This is a genomic window from Rhodothermales bacterium, from assembly GCA_041391505.1.
GTDB lineage: Bacteria > Bacteroidota > Rhodothermia > Rhodothermales > JAHQVL01 > JAWKNW01.
This window is the reverse complement of sequence record JAWKNW010000050.1, coordinates 1-18,360: the sequence shown is the minus strand read 5'-3', so window position 1 is coordinate 18,360 and position 18,360 is coordinate 1. Positions and strand designations below refer to the sequence as shown.

Below are 18,360 nucleotides of genomic sequence, written 5' to 3'. Positions count from 1 at the left end.
GCCGGAAGGCTATACCGTGACGTTGACCTTCAAGAACAACGATCCGGTGATGGCCCACAGCATCGGGGTCGCGATGCCGATGGCCGCCTACCCCCCGATGTTCGACAACCCGCAGCCCGTGTTTGCCGGCGCCATCAGCTCGAATCCGACCGACATGACCGGGGCGACGCTGCCCGGCAAAAGCGAAGTGCTCACGTTCCAGGCGGACAAGGCCGGCGACTACGTGCTGGTCTGCTACATCCCGGCGCACGCCACCACCGGCATGTGGGTCCATTTCAAGGTGTCGGCCGACGGTAAGGCCGGCCTGATCACCGGGTGACCCGATTCCAACCTGCGCGGGCCCGGCGAGGGCCGGGTCCGCATCCCTTTCGACGAACCATGAACGCCACCCAACGCATCGTACCGCTGCTCTGGCTTTCCGTCGCGCTCGCGACGGGCTGCGCCACCCAGCGATCCCCGCTGACATTTTATGCCGGCCTCGAGCCGGGCCTGGAAACGGTCTGGCCGCTTCCGCCCGAAGCACCGCGCGTCCGCTACCAGGGCGAGTTGACCTCGCAGGAGAGTATCGGTTTTTCGCACAGCTTCGGGCAGCGTCTGCGGCACGCCGTGCTCGGGACTGACCTGGGCGACGATATCCTGGTCCACCGGCCGTTCGATGTGCACGTGGCCGTCGACGGGCGGATCTTCGTGTCGAACGGGATGCAGGGGAGCGTGATGCGGTTCGATCCCCTGCGCAAACAGGCGGAGGAGATCACGCCGACGGGCGCCGGCGTGCTGGCGAAGCCCATGGGGCTGTCGGGCGATGAAAACGGGCTGCTGTATGTCGCGGATCCGGTTCAGCGGCGCGTCGTGGCGCTTACGGCCGACGGCGACTTCGTGCGCGCCTTCGGCGGCCGCGGCGTTCTGCTCAACCCGGTCGATGTCGCCGTCTCCGATGCCGGCGACCGGATCTATGTCGCCGACAGCTACCTCCATCAGGTGGTGGTGTTTCGGGACGACGGGACGCTGCTGCGCCGCATCGGGAAAGATGCAGGCGACCTGGACGAGAAAATCGAGCGCCGCGCGGCGCTGCTGGCCAGCGCCGTTCCGGGCCACCCGGTGAGCGAACCCAGCGACCTGACCGAAAACAGGAGCAATGCGCCGGGAGAGTTCCGGTACCCGGCGTTCATCGACGTCGGGCCCGACGGCACCGTGTACGTCTCGGACGGGATGAACTTCAGGGTCCAGGCTTTCGATCGGGACGGCGACTACCTGTTCGCATTCGGCCGGCAGGGCGATTCGCCCGGTTCGTTCGCCCGCCCCAAGGGGCTCGCCGTCAACAGCGAGGGCCATGTCTACGTGGCGGATGCCGCCTTCAACAACGTCCAGATCTTCGATGCGACAGGGCGTCTCCTGCTTTCGTTTGGCGCGATAGGGGGCGGCCCGGGACAACTCTGGCTTCCCCTCGGCATCGCCATTGACGGGCAGGACCGCGTCTACGTGGCGGATCGCTACAACAGCCGCATCCAGATCTACCAGTATCACCCGTCGCCCGACGCGCCGGCGACGGATCCCCTGATCCCTGCCAGCCAGGGAAATCATTAGACCTGTTCAACCCACTTCAAGCCACCGATACGCATGATGCCGTACTCCAACCCTCCATTCGTTTCGCGGGCGCTGGCCGGCCTGCTGCTGTGCGCCGGCCTGCTCGCGTCGCCGCTGGATACGCTGGCGCAAACCGACAATGTGTCGAACACGAAGCATAACCTGTCGCTCCTCTCGGGCGGCAACGACCCCACGGTGGGCAACAATCTGGTCGACTACGGCGAGGTGTGCGTCTATTGCCACACGCCGCATACCGGCAGCATCAGCGCGCCGCTGTGGAACCGCAACTTCTCGTCGGCCACCTACAACATGTACGACGCCAACCACAGCTCGACGATCGACATGAACGTGGATGCGCAGCCCAGCGGCACGTCGCTCGCGTGCCTCAGCTGCCACGACGGGACGATCGGCCTCGACGTCGTCGTCAATGCCCCGAATTCGTATGGCGGCGGCGTACCGGGATCGACGCCCGGGACCAACACCATGCCGGCCAGCAGCAATGCGCTGCTCGATACCGACCTCCGCAACGACCACCCGATCTCGGTCGTGTTCGATCCCGGTCAGGACCCCGCCTTCAACGCCGTCGCCTCGGTGCGCGCCGCCGGCGTGAAGCTGTTCGTCGATCCGACGTCGCTGGGCGAGAAGGTGCAGTGCGCCAGTTGCCACAATCCGCACAACAACACCAACTCGCCGCTGCTTCGCATCAACAACAGCGGCAGCAGCCTCTGCCTGACCTGCCACATCAAGTAGACCCGAATCACCACCCAACGAGGTCACTCATGCGTTTTTTGTTCAAGCGGGCGGCCCGCGACGGCTTGCTGGTATGGCCGATCATGCTGCTGGGCGTGCTCGCGCTCGCCGGCTGCCGGCAGGCGCTCTCCGTCGTCTTCGATCTCCCGGAAAAGTCCGCCGCGCCGGCGCAGACGCGCATGGCGGTGAGCGCCGTGCCGATCCGGCACGAGGAACTGCCGCGCCCCCTCATCGAGGCGACGCTCGACCCCGACAGCGTCGTGCAGATGCTGCCCCGCGATCATGCCGGCAACATCGACTGGATGGCCGCCCTGCGCGACGGCACCATCCGGCCGCGCACGGCCATCCCGGGCGACTCGGCGAGCCTCTTCGTTGGGACGCCGTTCCGTTTCGGGTTCGATTTCTATTTCCCGGGGCCGGCGCCGATGTTCGACGCCTTCTTCCCCCACTCGGCGCACACGCAATGGGTGGCGTGCCAGCAATGCCACGGGCCGATTTTTCGGTACCGGGACAACGAGATCAAGATGGCGGACGTGCTGAGCGGGAAGTTCTGCGGAGAATGCCACGGGAAGGTCGCCTTCCAGCCCGTCACCGCCTGCGAACGCTGCCACCAGGATCTGCCCCAGCCGGCGGACCGCGCGCAGCCCGATCTGCTGCTCGGCAACATCCGCATGCACCGCATCGAGGCGCCGATCGCCTCGGCGGATTCCGCCGCCGCGCCCGGGGACACCGCGCAGGTGGCCCAGCCATTGATTTCCGATGCCTCCCTGCCTGAAGCCGTCTTTCCCCACTGGGTGCATCGCATTCGTTTTACCTGCAACGTGTGCCACACGGGGCTCTTCACCCCGGAGGCCGGCTCGAACGAGATCACGATGCAGCAGATCAGCGCCGGCGAGGCCTGCGGCCAGTGCCACGACGGTCGGACGGCGTTTGCCGCCGGCTTCGGCAACTGCCAGCGCTGCCACGTTGAAGCCATTGCCCAGAACGGACCGTGATGACGCATCCGCGTTCATATCGATTCGCACTGGGCATCCTGGCGGTCGGCCTGTGGGTGGCAGCGCCGGCCGCCGGGCAAGTTTTTCGGCTGATCCCGCAACAGACGCGTCTGGGGAGCAGCTACGACGGTAACTGGCGGACGAACACGGGGCTCATCGACCGATCGTTCGCGCAGAACAACTTCCGCCAGTGGGTCGTGCTGCCGTTCGACGGGTCGATCGGCCGGCGGGATCTCTTCCGCTACCGGTTCGAAATCCAGCCCACCCTCACGCAGCAACGGTCGACCGATCTGCCCGATCCGCTGCAGACGCGCCACCTCGCCTACGCGGCCGACGCCACACTCCTCGCGTCGAGCCCGGTGTCGCTGCAGACGCACTATTCGCGTACGACCGGCCTGCGCCAGGGCGGCTTCGGTACGCAGGGAGAATTCGCGTCGACCCGGTTCAGTCCGACGCTCCATCTCCAGAACCGCCTCCTGCCGATCACGCTCTCCTATGCCGATCAAACAAACCGCAACGTGACCCAGGTGGGGCCGACCCTGACACCGATCGAGCAGTGGGATGCCACGCGCACGTTCCGCGCCGCCGCTTCCAATCGGAAGATCGACATCGCCTACGAGCAGATGACGTTTGACGATCGGGTGTACGAAAGCGACTTCGCATCGCGCAGTTTCCATCTCAACCATACCCTGCGCTGGGGAAAACGGAGCGAACTCATCAGCCGGTACCAGACCACGGAGCGTACCGGAACGCTGCCGTATGCGCGCCGGAGCTGGTCGGAGAACGTCCGGTTGCAGCATGCGGCGAACACCTATACCCGGCTTGGCATGAACCGCTACCATGCGGAAGGGCTGGGCGGGATGTCGGATGGCGCGGCCTACACCTGGGCGATGTTTTCGGACATCCGCCCCTGGCTGGGCATCGGCGGCGATGCCAGCCGCAGCATGAATGCGTTCGACGGGGGCAAACAGACCGTGACATCGGCCGGCCCCCAGGTCCGGTTCGGCGTCCACCTGCCGCTCGGGCTCTATTTTTCGGGGGGTGGATCGATCGGGATCCTTCGCCGCGACCTCGACGACGCCGGCAGCCGCACGGTTGCCGTGCTCCGCGAATCGTACCGCGTGGACCAGACGGGGCTCGTCCTGCTGGAGCAGGTGGATGTCGACCTGACGAGCATCGTCATCCAGAGCGGGGATGAAACGCTCGTGTTTGTGGAGGGGCTCGACTACCGGCTGCTCGACGTGGGCAACCTCGTGCAGATCGAGGTGCTCGCCGGCTCCCGCGTCCGCGCCGGGGACGCAATCCTCGTGAGCTACCGCTACCGGCCGGAGATCGCCGCCGTGGAGCGCGGATCGGTCGGCAGCCTCGACCTCGGGCTCCGGGTGGATGGCCTTTCGCTGCAGCACAGCCGGTCGCGCCGCGCGACGTCGATGGGCGAGGGGCTGATCACGGGGGACTTCCAGCAGCACAACACGGCCTTCCGGATGCAGCGCCGCGTTCCTATCGGCCAGCTGCGCCTCACGCTCACGCACCGCAAGCGCGAGTCGGTCAACATCGACTACACGGCATCCGAGGCGAACCTGTCGCTCGGCCTGCCGCCCTGGAAAACGACCACGCTCAGCATCGACGCCACGGCGCGCGCCGTCAGCGAGTCGGCGGATCGCCTGTCGCTCTATGCGGTCAACGGCATCGTCACCTGGGATCTGCTCGCGAACCTCCGGTTGCGGACCTCCGCCGGCTTCCAGTACTGGGAACAGCGGCTCACCGACGCGCAGCGCATCGTCTCCCTCACCGCCGCGCTCGACTATGCGATCGGCCAGACCCAGGTGCGCGCCAACTACGCGTACGACCGGCGCAACATGCTGTACCTCACGAGCGGAAACCGGCTATCGCTGTATCTGCTGCGACGGTTCTGATCAGGTGATCACCAGACCGGCGTTTGCCAGCCGGTCGGTGACGGACTGCAGCGTCCCTTCGTATTCCCAGTACATCACCCGCCCGTGCGAGGAGGTGACGAGGAGGTATTTTTCGGAAATCGACTGGATGCGATCCACCGCAATCAGCTTGTCCATGAATGCGTCGTCGTGGGTTTCTTCCACGATTTCCTGGTGGTCTTCGGTGTAGCCGTGCAGGGTGATCGCGTTGCGTACACGGAGCGAGATGAACTTCATGGGGCTGCCGTTCTCGTTGCGTGAAGGGGGATGCGGTCATTTCGCCGCGCGATTCAGCTGGCGCGGGTCGCGCATGAACGCATCGAAGGGGCCGGCGTCGAATCCGCCGGCGAAAAAGGCGAGGCGGAACTGCCGGTAATACGCCGGCGCCTGCCGCATGCGGTGCGTATCGTCGAAGATCGCGAGCCTCGCGTTCGGATAGGCGTCCGCCAGCAGCCGGCCTTCCGCCGTGCCGTAGACATGATCCTGGGCGGCGGCCACCACGAGCACTTCCCCCGGATAGGAAGCCCGGGTGTCGCCGAGGTCGAAACGCGGAAGTTCGAGGCGGCCGGCGCGCGCGTCGTCGAGGTAGTCGGCCAGCAGCGGCCCGGTCCACTCGAACATCAGGTTCAGCGAGTCCACATCCCGCGGATACCGATACGCCATCAGGCCTTCGCCCAGCAATTCGAGCATGCGCACCCGCGCCGCGTCCATCGACGGGACGGAGAGCATCTTCTGGATCAGCGGGCGATTGTAGACCGGTTGGATCCAGCGGCGCCAGTAGGGCGCTGAGCGACCGCCGGCGAGCGCATCGATGAACGCCTGCTGGACGGTGTAGGCGCCGAGGGTGTCGTAGGGGATGCGCTGCAGCATGAACAGCAGCGAGGTCCGGTCGAAGCGGTCCGCATCCAGCAGGGATTGCAGCCGGTCCAGGGTACGTGGGGAACGCGCGCGCATCGTGGCGACGAAGGTGCAATACGAAGCCAGCCCGTGTTTCCGGGCCAGGTCGGGGGCGCCCGTTACTTCGATGAGCGCCCGGGAGACGTGCTCGCCGTACCGGGAGAGATACTGCTGGACGAGGACGCCCCCCCCCGAGCCGCCGTACAGCATGATCCGGCCGTCGGCGGGCAGCAGCCCGTTGCGTTGGGCATCCTGGCGGACGCGTTCGATGTCCTCGACATGCTGCCACGAGCCGTAAAGCCGCAGCGCGGTCGTCCGATCGAGCGCGCCGGCGGCGTCGTACACCTCGGGGAACAGCGTCGGGTCGTGACCGCGCCGGCCGATGACGACATACGCCGCACCGTCGATCTTCCCGGCCAGGATGTCCGGTATGTCGCCGGGGCCGACCAGCGGCTGCTGCCCGTCGGTGAGCACGAAAACGACCCCGCTGTCCGGATGGAACGCCGGGCTCAGGCGGTAAAAGCCTACATACGTGCCGGCCGACGGGTCGGTATGATCCAGCGGCAGGTTCAGGTAATGGAGCCGGTCGTCGGGCGGATGATCGGGATAAAACGTGCCGGCAGCAAGCCGATCGGCGGGCGCGGCGGTGTAGCCGAGGTAGGCCCAGGCCCCCCAGCCGGCCAGCGCGGTCAGCACGCAGGCGACGACGACGAGGATACGGCGGGAACGGCGAGGCATGGGTGGGGCGATATCAGCGTTGGGGCTGGATGGTGTCGGGTGAGCGGCGTCGCGCGTTGACCGCATCGCGGAGCGCGAAGATCGCGGCGCGAAGGACGTCGGCGCTCGCCGGCGAGGCGACGATGGCATCCGCGTCCATGCCGGCGGCGAGACCCGGTATGCGTACGCAGGCTTCGTCGACGAGATACGCGGACATCGTGCGGAGTGTCTCTTTCAGCGCGGCGTCGGCATGATGCGCGCGCATCGAGGCGTTCAGCACGGCCACTTCCTTGTACGCGAAGGGTCCGAACCCGACGAGCCAGTCGAGCGCGTTCTTCATCGCGCCGGTGACGCCGTGGGCGTATTCGGGACTGGCGATCAGGAAGGCGTCCGCGGCCTCGACGGCGGACCATAAGGCGCGCACCGGAGCCGGCGGGTCGTGTTCGTCGTCCGGGTTGAACAGGGGAAGCCGGCCCAGTCCGTCGTACACCCGGATGGACAGTCCGGCCGGCGCCAGCCGCGTCGCCGCTCGCAACAGCGTGGTGTTGATGGAGATCGAACGGAGGCTTCCGGAGAAGGCCAGGACATGGAGCATGGGCCGTGCGGGAATCAGAACGATCGCAAGGTATGAAACGCGGCGCTAGCGATCCCCTGAGATGAGCTTGATCGTGTTTCGTTTCAGGTCGTCGTAGGCGCCGCTGTCGCGGTTCGAAAACAGGATGAGCGTCAGATCGGGGGTGGGGAATCGCCGCAGCTCGAAGTTGACGCCGCGGGCCGTGCCTCCGTGACCGTACGAATCGACGTCGCCGTCACGCGAGAGGATGAACCCGTAGCCATACTGGAAAGGCGCCTCAAAGCCGGTCGTTTTTGACGTGCGCAGGGTCTGCAAGGTCTGGGAACTGACGATCGCTCCGGCCTCGAGGCCCTGTACGAAACGCAGCATGTCGCGCGGCGTCGCGTAGCCGCCGCCGGCCGCCGATCCACGGCCCGGCGTATCGGCGCGCGCCCACGCCCCGGAGGGCAGCCGGACGAGCGCCTCCGCGCGATCCGGGGTGCCCTCTCCGTGCCGGTAGGAATCGGATTGCGTCATGCCGAGCGGTTCATAGATCAGCGAGCGGACGACGTCGAAATAGTCCTCGCCCGTCACGCGCTCGACGACGAGGCCGGCGAGGATGAAGTTGGAATTGGAGTACGAAAACGCCTCCCCGGCCGGTCTTTCGATGCCGGCCGCGAGGACGAACGGCAGCATGTCCTCGAGCCGGTCGATCGCATGCCAGGCCCGCTCGTACGCGTCGGTCCAGTATTCGGCGACGCCGGAAGTGTGGGAGAGGAGATGATGGATGGTCACGCCATCGAGGCCGGGGAATTCAGGAAAGAACGGTTGGATGGGCGTTTCGAACGTGAGCCGGCCCTGTTCGACGAGGTGGGCGACCGCCAGCGCGGTGAACATCTTGTTGCCCGAACCGAGGTTGAACCGCGTGCCGGCGGTCACGGGTCGGGTCCCGGCGGAGTCGGCAAACCCGAAGTACCGCTCGAAGATCACCCGGTCGCCTTTTGCGATGAGCATGGCGCCGGAGAGCCCCTCGTCGCGAACGAGGGCATCGATGTAGCCGGAGAGCCAGTCGAGCGTCGAGGGCGCATCCACGGGGCTGTTGGGGAGGTAGATGGGTTCCGAGACGTCGGCGAGAAAACCCAGTTCCGTGATTTTATAGGGCGGCTCGCCGGCGAGGCGGAGCTGGATGTCCTTCCAGGCGTCATCGGTCGTGGCCCGGACGTAGACGTGCAGGATGCGGCTGATCCGGCTGCCCAGGTCCACTTCCACCACTTCCGCATGATGGAACGTGACGGGTCCCATCATCTCGTGCAGCCGGGAGAACAGGCCCGTCAGCCGCTCCTCGCCGGCGTCCTCGATGGTTGCCTCGGCGAAGATCGCGCGGGCCACGCCGGCACGTTCCTCGTCGAACAGGGTATTGATGGCGTCGACGAAGCGCTCGCCATAGCTCGTGGCGAGCGCCCGATCGCGGTCGGTCATCGTCTGGGCGCGCGCGATCGGGATCACCAGGAGGAGCATCAAAAAACACCGTGTACGCATGATCGATCAGGTCAGGTGGAGATGTGTGCGGTCATGCCAGAAGGAACGCCGCGACGGACACACGGACCCGATGCGCGGCTTGAATCTCCCTGAGGTTTGTCTGATGTTTGTCGGTGAAAACGACACTTTTACCGCTTCGCCTCCGTTGTATCGCTGAAAACCCCTGCGCCGAACGCCGAAGAACCTATGTCCGATCTGCCCAACGACGTCGCCTCCGACTTCTATCTCGGGGACTGGCTGGTGCAGCCGTCCCGCCTCCGGCTTTCACGCGGCGAGGTCTCGGAAGCGATCATCGAACCCAAGATGATGGCCGTGCTCGTTATGCTGGCGCGGCGTGCGGGCGAGGTCGTGACGCGGGAGGCGCTGATGGAGGCGGTGTGGCCTGATGTCGTTGTGGTGGACGATACGCTGTCGCGGAGCGTCTCGCAGCTGCGCAATCTGCTGGGCCGGTCGCCGGCCGTCATCGAAACGATCCGCTCGCGCGGCTACCGCCTGGTGTCGCCCGTGCGTCCCGCGACGCCGGCCATACCCTTCCGGCGCCGATGGCGCGTTGCCTGGGTCGCGGCGGTCGGTCTCGCGTTCTGGCTCGCGTTCGGGCTTGGATGGCTGACCAGCCGGCCCGCATCGACCGAGCGTGGCCCCTCCGTGATGTTTATCGACACGTCGAATGTACCGGTGGCAATCCGTCTGGATGAGGTCCTGCCGGTTTCGGGGGATGAGGGCGGCGTGCTCGGACTGGGGGCGGGCGACTCGACGTTCAGCTGGCACACGCAGCCGCCGGCGGATGCCGAATAGCCGACATCCGGTTCAGGATTCCGACCGGAACGCCTGGCCCTTCGCACGCAGGGCCTCTTGTAACAGGCCCAGCGCTTTCGGGCCCATCCCGTGCAGCCCGCGCAGTTCCTTTTCCGTGAACCCGGTCAACTGATCGAGCTGCGTCACGCCGATGGCGGCGAGGGCGCGTTGCGCGGGGCGGCCGATGCCCTTCGGGAAAGCGGAGGGTTCGTCTTTCAAGAATTATAGAGGGCGGCTGGCTGGCGAGGCGTAGTGCCGCCGTCAGGCGCGGGTTGGGTTCATGGTATCCCCAGCGCCACCAGAATAGAGTCGGGGACGATATTGAGGCCCCTGTACGCGCCGTTTTGCTCGGTGAGAAACGCGCGTGTTTCATCGAGCGTGCGCGCACCCAGCCGGCGTCGGGCGTCGTCGCTGGCGCCGGTGGTATCTATTTTCTGCAGGTACCACTGGTTCATGTAGATCACGAACTGGGTTCCGTACACCTGGGGACGTTTTCTGCTCAGCAAGTACCGGTCGGTTGCCGCCGCGACGAGCCAGCGCGCCTCCGCATGCGTGGAGTCGAGCGCGACGGACTTGAGCGCCAGTTCGAGGGCTTGCTCGTAGGCCTGTTGGTCCTCACCATGCTGGAAGATCATGGCCGCATGATAAAAGTCGTTTGCGGTGTGAAGCGAATCCGCATCGCGCATGGCCTGGACGCGCGCGCGCCGGTCGCGGTCGTTTTGAGCGACGATGGACCAGTCTGCGATGGCGCCCGTACGCTCGGCCTGATCGGCTTCATACAGGGCCGTCAGCTGCTGATTGTCCACAGGAGGGGCCGTTGGAGCCGGCGTTTCGCAGGCTGCAAACGAGGCGCAGCCAAAGAGGAGGCCGGCAAGTACGTGCGCTATATGATTCATGCGATCATTTCAGAGGATGCGATGGGTCGCCTTGCGGTTCGCGCACGTACGGCAGGGCCTTATCCGGCGCGCCCCATGCCCTGTATAACTCGGCCAGGCGTGTTTGTGCCTCGATCGTTGTGACCGCATCGTCGCCTCGTCCTTCGCGCAACAGGCGGTAGGCTTCGAGCAGCAGGGGCTCTGCTTCGGCGTACCGGCCGGCCGTCGTTAGCCAGAAGCCGAGGTCGCGTCGAGCAGCGGCGGCAAGGTAGTGATCTTCGGGCAGTTGGGCTGAAATACCATCGAATCCAGCGCGGAGATGGGTCTCTGCTTCCGCCATCTTGCCCTGCATGGTCAACACCTTACCCAGCCCAGCACGGGTGACAAAGGTGTAGAGGTGGTCGCTTCCCAGGGCCTCGTCAAAGATGCTGTACGCTTCACGGAGGATCTCTTCCGCTTCGTCCAGGCGACCGAGATCGACCAGGGTGAGCGAGTAGTTGTAGAGCGAAAGTGCTACATCGGGATGGCGGGTGCCGCGGATCGCTCGGTCGATGGCGACGGCGCGACGCAGGAGCGAGTCGGCCAGGAGATAGTTCTGCCGCTCGCCGGCGATGAGCGCGAGGTTATTGAGGGCGTAGCTGATTTGCGGGTGTTGCTCGCCGTAGGCTTCCAACCAGATGTCCAACGCTTCCCGGTAGCGCGTCTCCGCTTCATCGATGCGCTCGCTGTAATGGAGCACGCCGGCGATATTGTTCGCGGCAATACCCACTTTGGGATGCTTCGGCCCGAGGCGGGTGCGGAGGATGCTGTAGACTTCCCTGAGCCGCGGTTCGGCCAGTGCGTAGTCGCCGAGGTCGTAGTAGAGTAGCGCCAGCCCGTTCAACACTTCGGCGTAAGCCGCGCTATCCATCGGTGTGGACGCGCGTATTGCGGAGAGCGCCTCTTCGTAGTAGCGTTCAGCCTGGAGCGTGTCGCCGGCCTGGCGAAAGCTCGATCCGATATCGTGCAGTGCCTGTACGCGCGCGGGGCCAGATGGCAAGATGTCCACGGCGTTCAGGCGGAGCGCCAGGGCCTCATGGTAGCGGCCCATTGCGAAGGCCAGGTTGGCCATGCCCAGGCGGGTCTCCGCCACGCCGGCGCCCCGTTCGCCTTCTTCTGCAAGGCGCACTTCGAGCGCCTCCTGGTACAGGGGTTCGGCCGTCTCGTATCGGCCCAGGTTGACGTTTACATCACCCAGGAGATGGAGTAGTGCGGCCCGGACGTGGGGCTGACCCGCGAGTTCGGCGCGCACCTGGCGCTCACCCCGGTCCAGAAGGTCGCGCACGCGGAGGGTGTCGAGTCGCTCATCATCCATCCGATTGGGGTCGGATGCGCTCAGTAGCGATTCGGCGAAGGCGGCCACTTCACGGGCTGTGTCGCGTTCGCGCGCGGCCTGCCGGGCCTGCCAGATGGCTCCCGCGAGGCCGGCCGCCAGGGCGAGCACGACAAGTGCCGACGCGCCGATCCCCCACCGGTGCCGGCGAACGAATGAGCGGGCGATATAGGCACGGCTTCCCTGCCGGGCGAGTACGGGCAGGCCGTCGAGGTGGCGCTGGATGTCGTCCACCAGCGCCTCTGCGGACGGGTAGCGTTGGGCCGGCTCTTTACGCAGGGCCTTCAGGAGGATGGCGTCAAGGTCCCCCTGCAGCCGGCTGCGCAGGCGTTGAGGTGTCGTGCGGCGCTGCGCGCTGAGGGACGCGCCGCTCTGCGTGACGCGGGTAGACGGACGCAACGCTTCGGTCTCGAGCACGGCGCGTGCGGTCTCGAAATCCGTCGTGCCTTCGTGGGGCCGTTGGCCGACGAGCAGTTCATAGAGTACCACGCCGAGGCCGAAGACGTCGACGGCCGTCGTAACCGATTCGCCCCGTATCTGTTCGGGAGCGGCGTACGCTGGCGTCATCAACCGAAAGCCGGTCTGCGTATCGATCGCGTCGGCGGACGCTTCGAGCAGTTTCGCAATGCCGAAGTCGAGCAGCTTGACGACCGGTGCCCCATCGTCAGCGACGAGGATATTGGTTGGCTTGAGATCCCGGTGGACGACGAGGGACCGGTGCGCATAGGCTACCGCGTTTCCGACCTGGATAAAGAGGCGCAACCGCTCGTCTATCGAGGCCTGGCGCGCGTCGCAATACCGGTCGATAGGAACGCCCTGAACGTACTCCATCGCGAGGTAGGGCCGGCCGTCGTCCGTCAGGCCGCCGTCGTATAACCGGGCGATGTTCGGGTGTTCGAGCGAGGCCAGAATCTGCCGCTCCGCGAGGAAGCGGCGGACGGGTTCGCCGCCCAAGCCGGGCCGGGTGAGTTTGAGGGCGACGCTGCGCTTGAACCGTCCGTCGCTGCGGTCGGCGAGGTAGACGGCGCCCATCCCACCGCGCCCGAGCAGATACCGGAGGGTGTAGGGTCCGATGGCCGTTTCCGGTGGAATCAGGGGATCGGGATCCGGAGCCCCGCCGGCGTCGAGGAGTGCGGCCATGGCGTCGGGGTGGCCGGCCTGTTCGGGGTTGAGGATGGCGGGTGGCGCGGCATCCGCGCGGAGGAGGGCATCGACTTCGGCGCGCAGGGCCTCGTCATCCGGGCACGCCGCGGCCAGGAAGACAGCCCGTGCCTCGGCCGGTTGCTCCAGTGCCTCGAAAAAAAGCACCTCGATGGTTTTCCAGCGTTCCGGTGTCATGCACCCAGGGTTTGTGCGAGCCAGGCGCGGGCCATGCGCCAGTCCCGGTGGATCGTTGGCACCGACAGGCCCAGGGCGGCGGCGGTTTCTTCGACCGTCATCCCTCCGAAGACCCGGAACTCGACGATTTGCGCTTTGCGCTCGTCGACCCGTTCCAGCAGGGCGAGGGCGTCGTGCAGGCCGACGATGTCGGCCGCGTCGATGGCTGCCGGCTGCGCCTGCTCGTCGAGTTCGACGGCCACAAAGCCACCCCCGCGCTTGTGGGCAGACTGCCTGCGGGCGGCGTCTACGAGGACGTGTCGCATGGCGCGGGCCGCCACCCGCATAAAATGCTGGCGGTCCTGGAGGTCGATCTCTGCAGGTGTGAGGCGGATGAACGCCTCGTGGACGAGCGAGGTCGTGTTGAGTGTCTGGTCGGCGCGGCCCCGGCGCACGTGGCGCGCGAGGCTCTGCAGTTCGTCGTAGAGGCGGGTGAAGAGATCGGCCATGGCGCCGTCGTCGCCGCTGCGGGCGGCGATAAGGAGTGCCGTGACAGGTACGGTGCGGTCGTGCATCCTCGAAGCGACAGGAAAGGCTCAAAACCTGGGGATATCTCTAAGCTATAGGGGTGTTGGTTTACACGCAACAAAAAAGAGTGCCCATGATAGGGTGCGCTCCGTTCTTGCGATGGTAGGTATGGAAGGCGGTCAGATGGCTGCCAGATAGGCCAATCAATCACATCGTATGAAAACCTTACTCAAGTGGACCGGGCGCGTGCTTGGCGGTATCGTTGTCCTTCTTCTCGTAGCCTACATGGTACTGTATTTCCGCTCCGAATCCATCATGGGTCGCACCTGGGACGTAGCCGGCCGTGCGGTGACCATCCAGCCAGACTCCGCCGCGCTCGCTCGGGCGGACCATTTCGTGCACTCACTCTACGGGTGTGCCGGTTGCCATGGCGACGACCTGGCAGGTGGCGTCATGTATGACGGGCCTCCGGGGCGTTTTGTAGCGTCCAACCTCACACCCGGTGGTGTGGGCGCGCAGTACACCGATGAAGACTGGGACCGCGCCATCCGGCATGGCGTCGGGAAAGGTGGGCGCACACTCCTCATAATGGGGGCAGATCGTTTCAGGAACCTGTCGGATCTGGATTTCGCCGCATTGATCGCTTATATCAAAAGCCGGCCGGCCGTTACAAACACACTCCCCCGGGAAACCCTGCGCCCGCTGGGCCGCGTGCTGGTGGGTGCGGGGGTTGTCGTGCCTGCTGTAGTGAAAATCGATCATGACGCGCCGCCTTCGGCCTACATTCCGCCCGATACGACGGCACCGTACGGCGAATTTCTCACCTCGTTGAGTTGCGTGGAATGCCACGGCCCCTCTCTGAGCGGTGGCCCGCATCCCGACCCGGCCGGCCCCAATGCGCCCAATCTGGCTGCCGCCGGCGCATGGCCGAAAGAGCTGTTCATCCGCACGCTCCGCACGGGCGTCACGCCCGACGGCCGGCAGCTCGATCCCAATTGGATGCCCTGGCCCGAGTTCAAGCCGCTTACGGATGGGGAGTTGGCAGCCATGCATGCCTACCTGGGCACCCTCGCACACCAGAGCGCGGATTGAGCCTACCACCCGGCGCGGGCTCCGGGTTCCGTTTCGCTGGCCTGGTCTGCAGATGGGGGCGGCCGGCCGGCAGCGCAGGCCGATGATGCTGGCATACCGTTTGACGAAAGGAGGGGTGTGTACAATCCGTCATCACTTTACCCCATCCTACCATGAAGCGATTTATCCTACCCATAGCCCTTGTCGCGCTCACGATCGCCGGCTGCGACAGCAACAGCGACCCCGATGGCGCCGATGTGCGCCTCACCATGCAGGCCGAATACAGCGCGCCGGCGGCGAAGCGCGCGGCCGTCGTCATCAACGAAGCGAAGCTGCTCGTCAGCCAGATCAAGTTTCAGAGCGACGAAGCCGATTCGCTCGACTTCCGCGCCGGCAGCGTGGTCGTGAACCTCGATCTCGACGATCAGCCGGTCGTCGTTTCCGTCGGGTCGATCCCGGCCGGCGTCTATGAGCATGTTTCTTTTCAGATCCACAAGCCGGAAGACAACGAGACCGTCAGCGACCCCGATTTTAAGGAAGGCACGAGCGGAAACGAGCGGTTTTCCGTGGTTGTCAGCGGCACCTACGATGGCCAGCCGTTTACCTACAAATCCAGGAAGACCGCCCAGCAACGGATCGACTTCAGCCCGAACCTCGTCATCGCCAACCCGGACACCACGCTCGATGTGGCGCTGACGGTCGATGTCGACGGCTGGTTCGTGGATGAAAACGGCCAGGAACTGAACCCCTTGAACGAGTCGGACAGCAACGACATCGACGACGCCATCCGCCGCTCGATTCGCCGGCGCAACTGATCGTAACACGCCGGCGCTGAAGCGGGCCCTCGTCATCCCGGACCTGATCTGGATCCCAGCACCCTCTGGGTCCCGATCGGGCTCCGGGATGACGTGTTTTTAGCCGTCACCACCCGCGGTGCTCCGTTCGTGACAGCTGTTCAGGATTTGCACAACGCCGGCGGTCAGACGGAATAATGCGTGTTTAAACAAAAAAAATTGTAATGGGGAAATTCCATGTAAGTCGTTAAAAAATATGATCTAAAACTGATTCTGCTCAGCGCGTGATGCCTGCTTTTACCTCCGTCCATCCGCGTTCCAACGAATTGGTATACCCTTTGGGAAAGAGCGCTTAACGATTTGTTAACAACCAGCAGCTGCTCGCAGCCACCCAACATGCAACCGCTTTTCAACCTGTCTGCCTGCATGGGCGAGCGCTGCCCAACCGGTTCTTTTCTGGAGGCCAATCCCTTGACGTTTGACACGCTACGACACGCCCCGAAGCGGATCGCGCTCTACTCCCACGACACCTGCGGTCTGGGTCACATGCGGCGCAATTTGCTGATCGCCCAGACACTGGTGGCTGCGTTCCCGGGAGTCGATATCCTGATGCTGACCGGCGCCCGCGAAGCGACGGCCTTTCACCTCCCGGCCGGCGTGGATACGCTGGCGCTTCCCGCCTTCCACAAGGTTGAAGGCGGCGCCTACAAGCCTCGCGGATTTAATCTCGACCTCGAGGACCTGGTCTCCTTCCGCTCGAGCACGCTGCGCACGGCGCTCCAGTCGTTCCGGCCGGACGTGCTGATCGTCGACAAGGTGCCGCGCGGGACGATGGGCGAGCTGGAAGAGGCGCTGGCCTATCTGAAAAGCAAGACGCATACGCGCATCGTGCTCGGTCTTCGCGACGTGCTCGACGAGCCGGAGGTGGTGGCGCGCGAGTGGGAGAAAGAAGACAACTTCCGCGCCGTCCGGGCCTATTACGACGCCGTGTGGGTGTATGGCGATGCCTACGTCTATCCCGCCGACGAGATCTACGGTTTTCCTTCCGAGATGGTCGATCGCCTGATGTATACCGGCTATCTGGATCCGAAAGTTCGTTGGGCGGCCGATGGCGATCGCCGGCCCGAAAACGACCCGAAACTGCCAGACGGACCCTTCTATCTTTGCGCCGTGGGTGGCGGCCAGGATGGATTCCGTCTGGCAGAACTCTTTGCGCAGGCCACGTTCCCCGAAGGCGTCACCGGTCTCATCATCACCGGGCCGCACATGCCGAAGCCGGCCATGGATCGCCTGGAGGCGATCTGCCAGGACCGTCCGCATGTACGCATCGAACGCTTCCACGCCGAACCGACCCTGCTGTACCAGCGCGCCGAGCGCATCGTCTCGATGGGCGGCTACAACACGATCATGGAGCTCATCTCGATGGGCAAACGTCCGCTCGTGCTGCCCCGCATCGAACCGCGCCGCGAGCAGATGATCCGCGCCGAGGCCTTCGGCCGGCGTGGTCTGCTCGACGTACTGGACCCGCTTACGGCCATGCCCGACACCATCAGCGCCTGGTTCAGCAGCGAAGCGCTGCCCGTGCCGGTCGTCCATGATGTCCTCGACATGAACGGTCTGGATCGCCTGCCCCGGCTCGTGACCGACCTCCTGACTCCTTCCCATTCCAACCCGCTGATTTCGACCGAGGTGCTCCATGTTTGAATCCAACAGCCCCCGCATCGGCTATGTCGTGAAGCGCTACCCGCGCTACTCCGAAACGTTTATCGTCAACGAGATCCTGGCGCACGAGCGCGCCGGCCTCGATCTGGAAATCTTCTCGCTCCGCCCTCCGTGCGACACCCATTTTCAGGCGTCCATCTCGCAGGTGCGCGCGCCGGTGACCTACCTCGACGAGGCGGTCAAGATGGCCGACCTGTGGACGGCGGTCGGCCGGATCGCCTCGAAGCGGCCCGAAGTGGGTCTGCTGCTGGCGCAGTTCGATCGGGAGGATCCCCGCGATGTATACCAGGCTTTGCAGCTGACGCGGATGATCCGCGACCGGGGCATCACCCACCTGCACGCGCACTTCGCCACGTCCGCCACCTCGGTGGCGCGGATGGCGGCGCTCATGGCCGGCGTGCCGTACACGTTCACGGCCCATGCGAAGGACATCTTCCATGAGAGCGTCGACCGGGACGACCTGACCCGCAAGCTGCGCGATGCGGCCGGCGTGGTCACCGTCAGCGAGTTTAACCTGCGGTTTCTCCGTCAGCACTACGGCGCGCACGCCGACCGCGTCACGCGCATCTACAACGGGCTGGATCTCGACGCGTTCGCCTTCTCCGATCCGGCGGATCGCAAGCCGATCATCGCGGCGGTGGGCCGCCTCGTCGAGAAAAAAGGGTTTGAGGATCTGATCGACGCGTGCGACCTGCTCGCGGCGGAAGGGCTCGATTTCGAGTGCCATATCGCCGGCGGCGGCGAGCTGGAGCATGCCCTGCGGGAGCGCATCGCCACGAAGCGGCTCGGCAGTTTCGTCAAGATGCTCGGCCCCCTCCCGATGCCGGAGGTGATCCGGCTGATGCGGAGTGCCTCGGTGTTCGCCGCGCCGTGCGTGGTGGGCCGCGACGGCAACCGCGACGGCCTCCCGACGGTGC

Annotated in this window: 18 protein-coding genes; 10 read left to right on the top strand and 8 right to left on the bottom strand. The window is 65.4% G+C overall.

Features of this window, described 5'->3' with window-relative positions; genetic code table 11:
• From R2834_24275 to R2834_24255, 5 genes are all read left to right on the top strand, one after another.
• On the top strand, window positions 1-319 hold a 319-nt coding region (locus tag R2834_24275; GenBank protein ID MEZ4703469.1), incomplete at its 5' end, for a sulfocyanin-like copper-binding protein.
• Window positions 320-378: 59 nt separating this feature from the next.
• Entirely contained in the window at window positions 379-1,584 is a 1,206-nt protein-coding gene (locus R2834_24270; GenBank protein ID MEZ4703468.1) for a hypothetical protein, read from the top strand.
• A 33-nt stretch (window positions 1,585-1,617) separates the two neighbouring features.
• Entirely contained in the window at window positions 1,618-2,334 is a 717-nt protein-coding gene (locus tag R2834_24265; GenBank protein ID MEZ4703467.1) for a cytochrome c3 family protein, read from the top strand.
• 29 nt (window positions 2,335-2,363) lie between these two features.
• Window positions 2,364-3,329: a cytochrome c3 family protein gene (locus R2834_24260; GenBank protein MEZ4703466.1), complete on the top strand. Its 966-nt coding sequence runs from the start codon at window positions 2,364-2,366 to the stop codon at window positions 3,327-3,329.
• On the top strand, window positions 3,329-5,245 hold the full coding sequence (locus R2834_24255; GenBank protein ID MEZ4703465.1) for a hypothetical protein: 1,917 nt from the start codon (window positions 3,329-3,331) through the stop codon (window positions 5,243-5,245). Before R2834_24260 ends, R2834_24255 begins: the two co-directional genes overlap by 1 nt.
• On the opposite strand, the gene R2834_24250 is transcribed toward R2834_24255, so the two are convergent.
• From R2834_24250 to R2834_24235, 4 genes are read right to left on the bottom strand one after another with little or no spacing between them, the layout of a single operon-like run.
• Window positions 5,246-5,500: a hypothetical protein gene (locus R2834_24250; GenBank protein MEZ4703464.1), complete on the bottom strand. Its 255-nt coding sequence runs from the start codon at window positions 5,498-5,500 to the stop codon at window positions 5,246-5,248.
• A gap of 36 nt (window positions 5,501-5,536) precedes the next feature.
• Entirely contained in the window at window positions 5,537-6,898 is a 1,362-nt protein-coding gene (locus tag R2834_24245; GenBank protein ID MEZ4703463.1) for a hypothetical protein, read from the bottom strand.
• A 13-nt stretch (window positions 6,899-6,911) separates the two neighbouring features.
• The gene (locus R2834_24240) at window positions 6,912-7,472 is read right to left on the bottom strand and encodes an NADPH-dependent FMN reductase (GenBank protein ID MEZ4703462.1); all 561 of its coding nucleotides are present in this window, start codon (window positions 7,470-7,472) and stop codon (window positions 6,912-6,914) included.
• Window positions 7,473-7,517: 45 nt separating this feature from the next.
• On the bottom strand, window positions 7,518-8,969 hold the full coding sequence (locus R2834_24235; protein MEZ4703461.1) for a serine hydrolase domain-containing protein: 1,452 nt from the start codon (window positions 8,967-8,969) through the stop codon (window positions 7,518-7,520).
• A gap of 186 nt (window positions 8,970-9,155) precedes the next feature.
• Here R2834_24235 and R2834_24230 point away from each other — a divergent pair, with 186 nt between their 5' ends.
• Entirely contained in the window at window positions 9,156-9,764 is a 609-nt protein-coding gene (locus R2834_24230; GenBank protein MEZ4703460.1) for a winged helix-turn-helix domain-containing protein, read from the top strand.
• A 12-nt stretch (window positions 9,765-9,776) separates the two neighbouring features.
• Here R2834_24230 and R2834_24225 read toward each other — a convergent pair whose 3' ends face one another.
• The 4 genes from R2834_24225 to R2834_24210 are packed head-to-tail and all read right to left on the bottom strand — an operon-like array spanning window position 9,777 to window position 13,903.
• Entirely contained in the window at window positions 9,777-9,983 is a 207-nt protein-coding gene (locus R2834_24225) for a hypothetical protein (GenBank protein MEZ4703459.1), read from the bottom strand.
• A gap of 59 nt (window positions 9,984-10,042) precedes the next feature.
• Window positions 10,043-10,660: a DUF6624 domain-containing protein gene (locus R2834_24220; GenBank protein MEZ4703458.1), complete on the bottom strand. Its 618-nt coding sequence runs from the start codon at window positions 10,658-10,660 to the stop codon at window positions 10,043-10,045.
• A gap of 4 nt (window positions 10,661-10,664) precedes the next feature.
• A complete protein-coding gene (locus R2834_24215; protein ID MEZ4703457.1) occupies window positions 10,665-13,349 on the bottom strand; it encodes a serine/threonine-protein kinase in 2,685 nt (894 codons plus the stop codon).
• Complete coding sequence (locus R2834_24210; protein MEZ4703456.1) at window positions 13,346-13,903, bottom strand: ECF-type sigma factor; 558 nt, start codon at window positions 13,901-13,903, stop codon at window positions 13,346-13,348. Before R2834_24210 ends, R2834_24215 begins: the two co-directional genes overlap by 4 nt.
• 169 nt (window positions 13,904-14,072) lie before the next feature.
• Here R2834_24210 and R2834_24205 point away from each other — a divergent pair, with 169 nt between their 5' ends.
• The 4 genes from R2834_24205 to R2834_24190 form a co-directional block, all read left to right on the top strand.
• Complete coding sequence (locus R2834_24205; protein MEZ4703455.1) at window positions 14,073-14,948, top strand: c-type cytochrome; 876 nt, start codon at window positions 14,073-14,075, stop codon at window positions 14,946-14,948.
• 152 nt (window positions 14,949-15,100) lie between these two features.
• Window positions 15,101-15,742, top strand: a complete 642-nt coding sequence (locus R2834_24200; protein MEZ4703454.1) for a hypothetical protein — start codon at window positions 15,101-15,103, stop codon at window positions 15,740-15,742.
• 450 nt (window positions 15,743-16,192) lie between these two features.
• Window positions 16,193-17,425, top strand: a complete 1,233-nt coding sequence (locus R2834_24195; protein MEZ4703453.1) for a hypothetical protein — start codon at window positions 16,193-16,195, stop codon at window positions 17,423-17,425.
• Window positions 17,418-18,360, top strand: a 943-nt coding sequence (locus R2834_24190) for a glycosyltransferase (GenBank protein ID MEZ4703452.1), incomplete at its 3' end; no start/stop codon positions are given. The genes R2834_24195 and R2834_24190, both read left to right, overlap by 8 nt.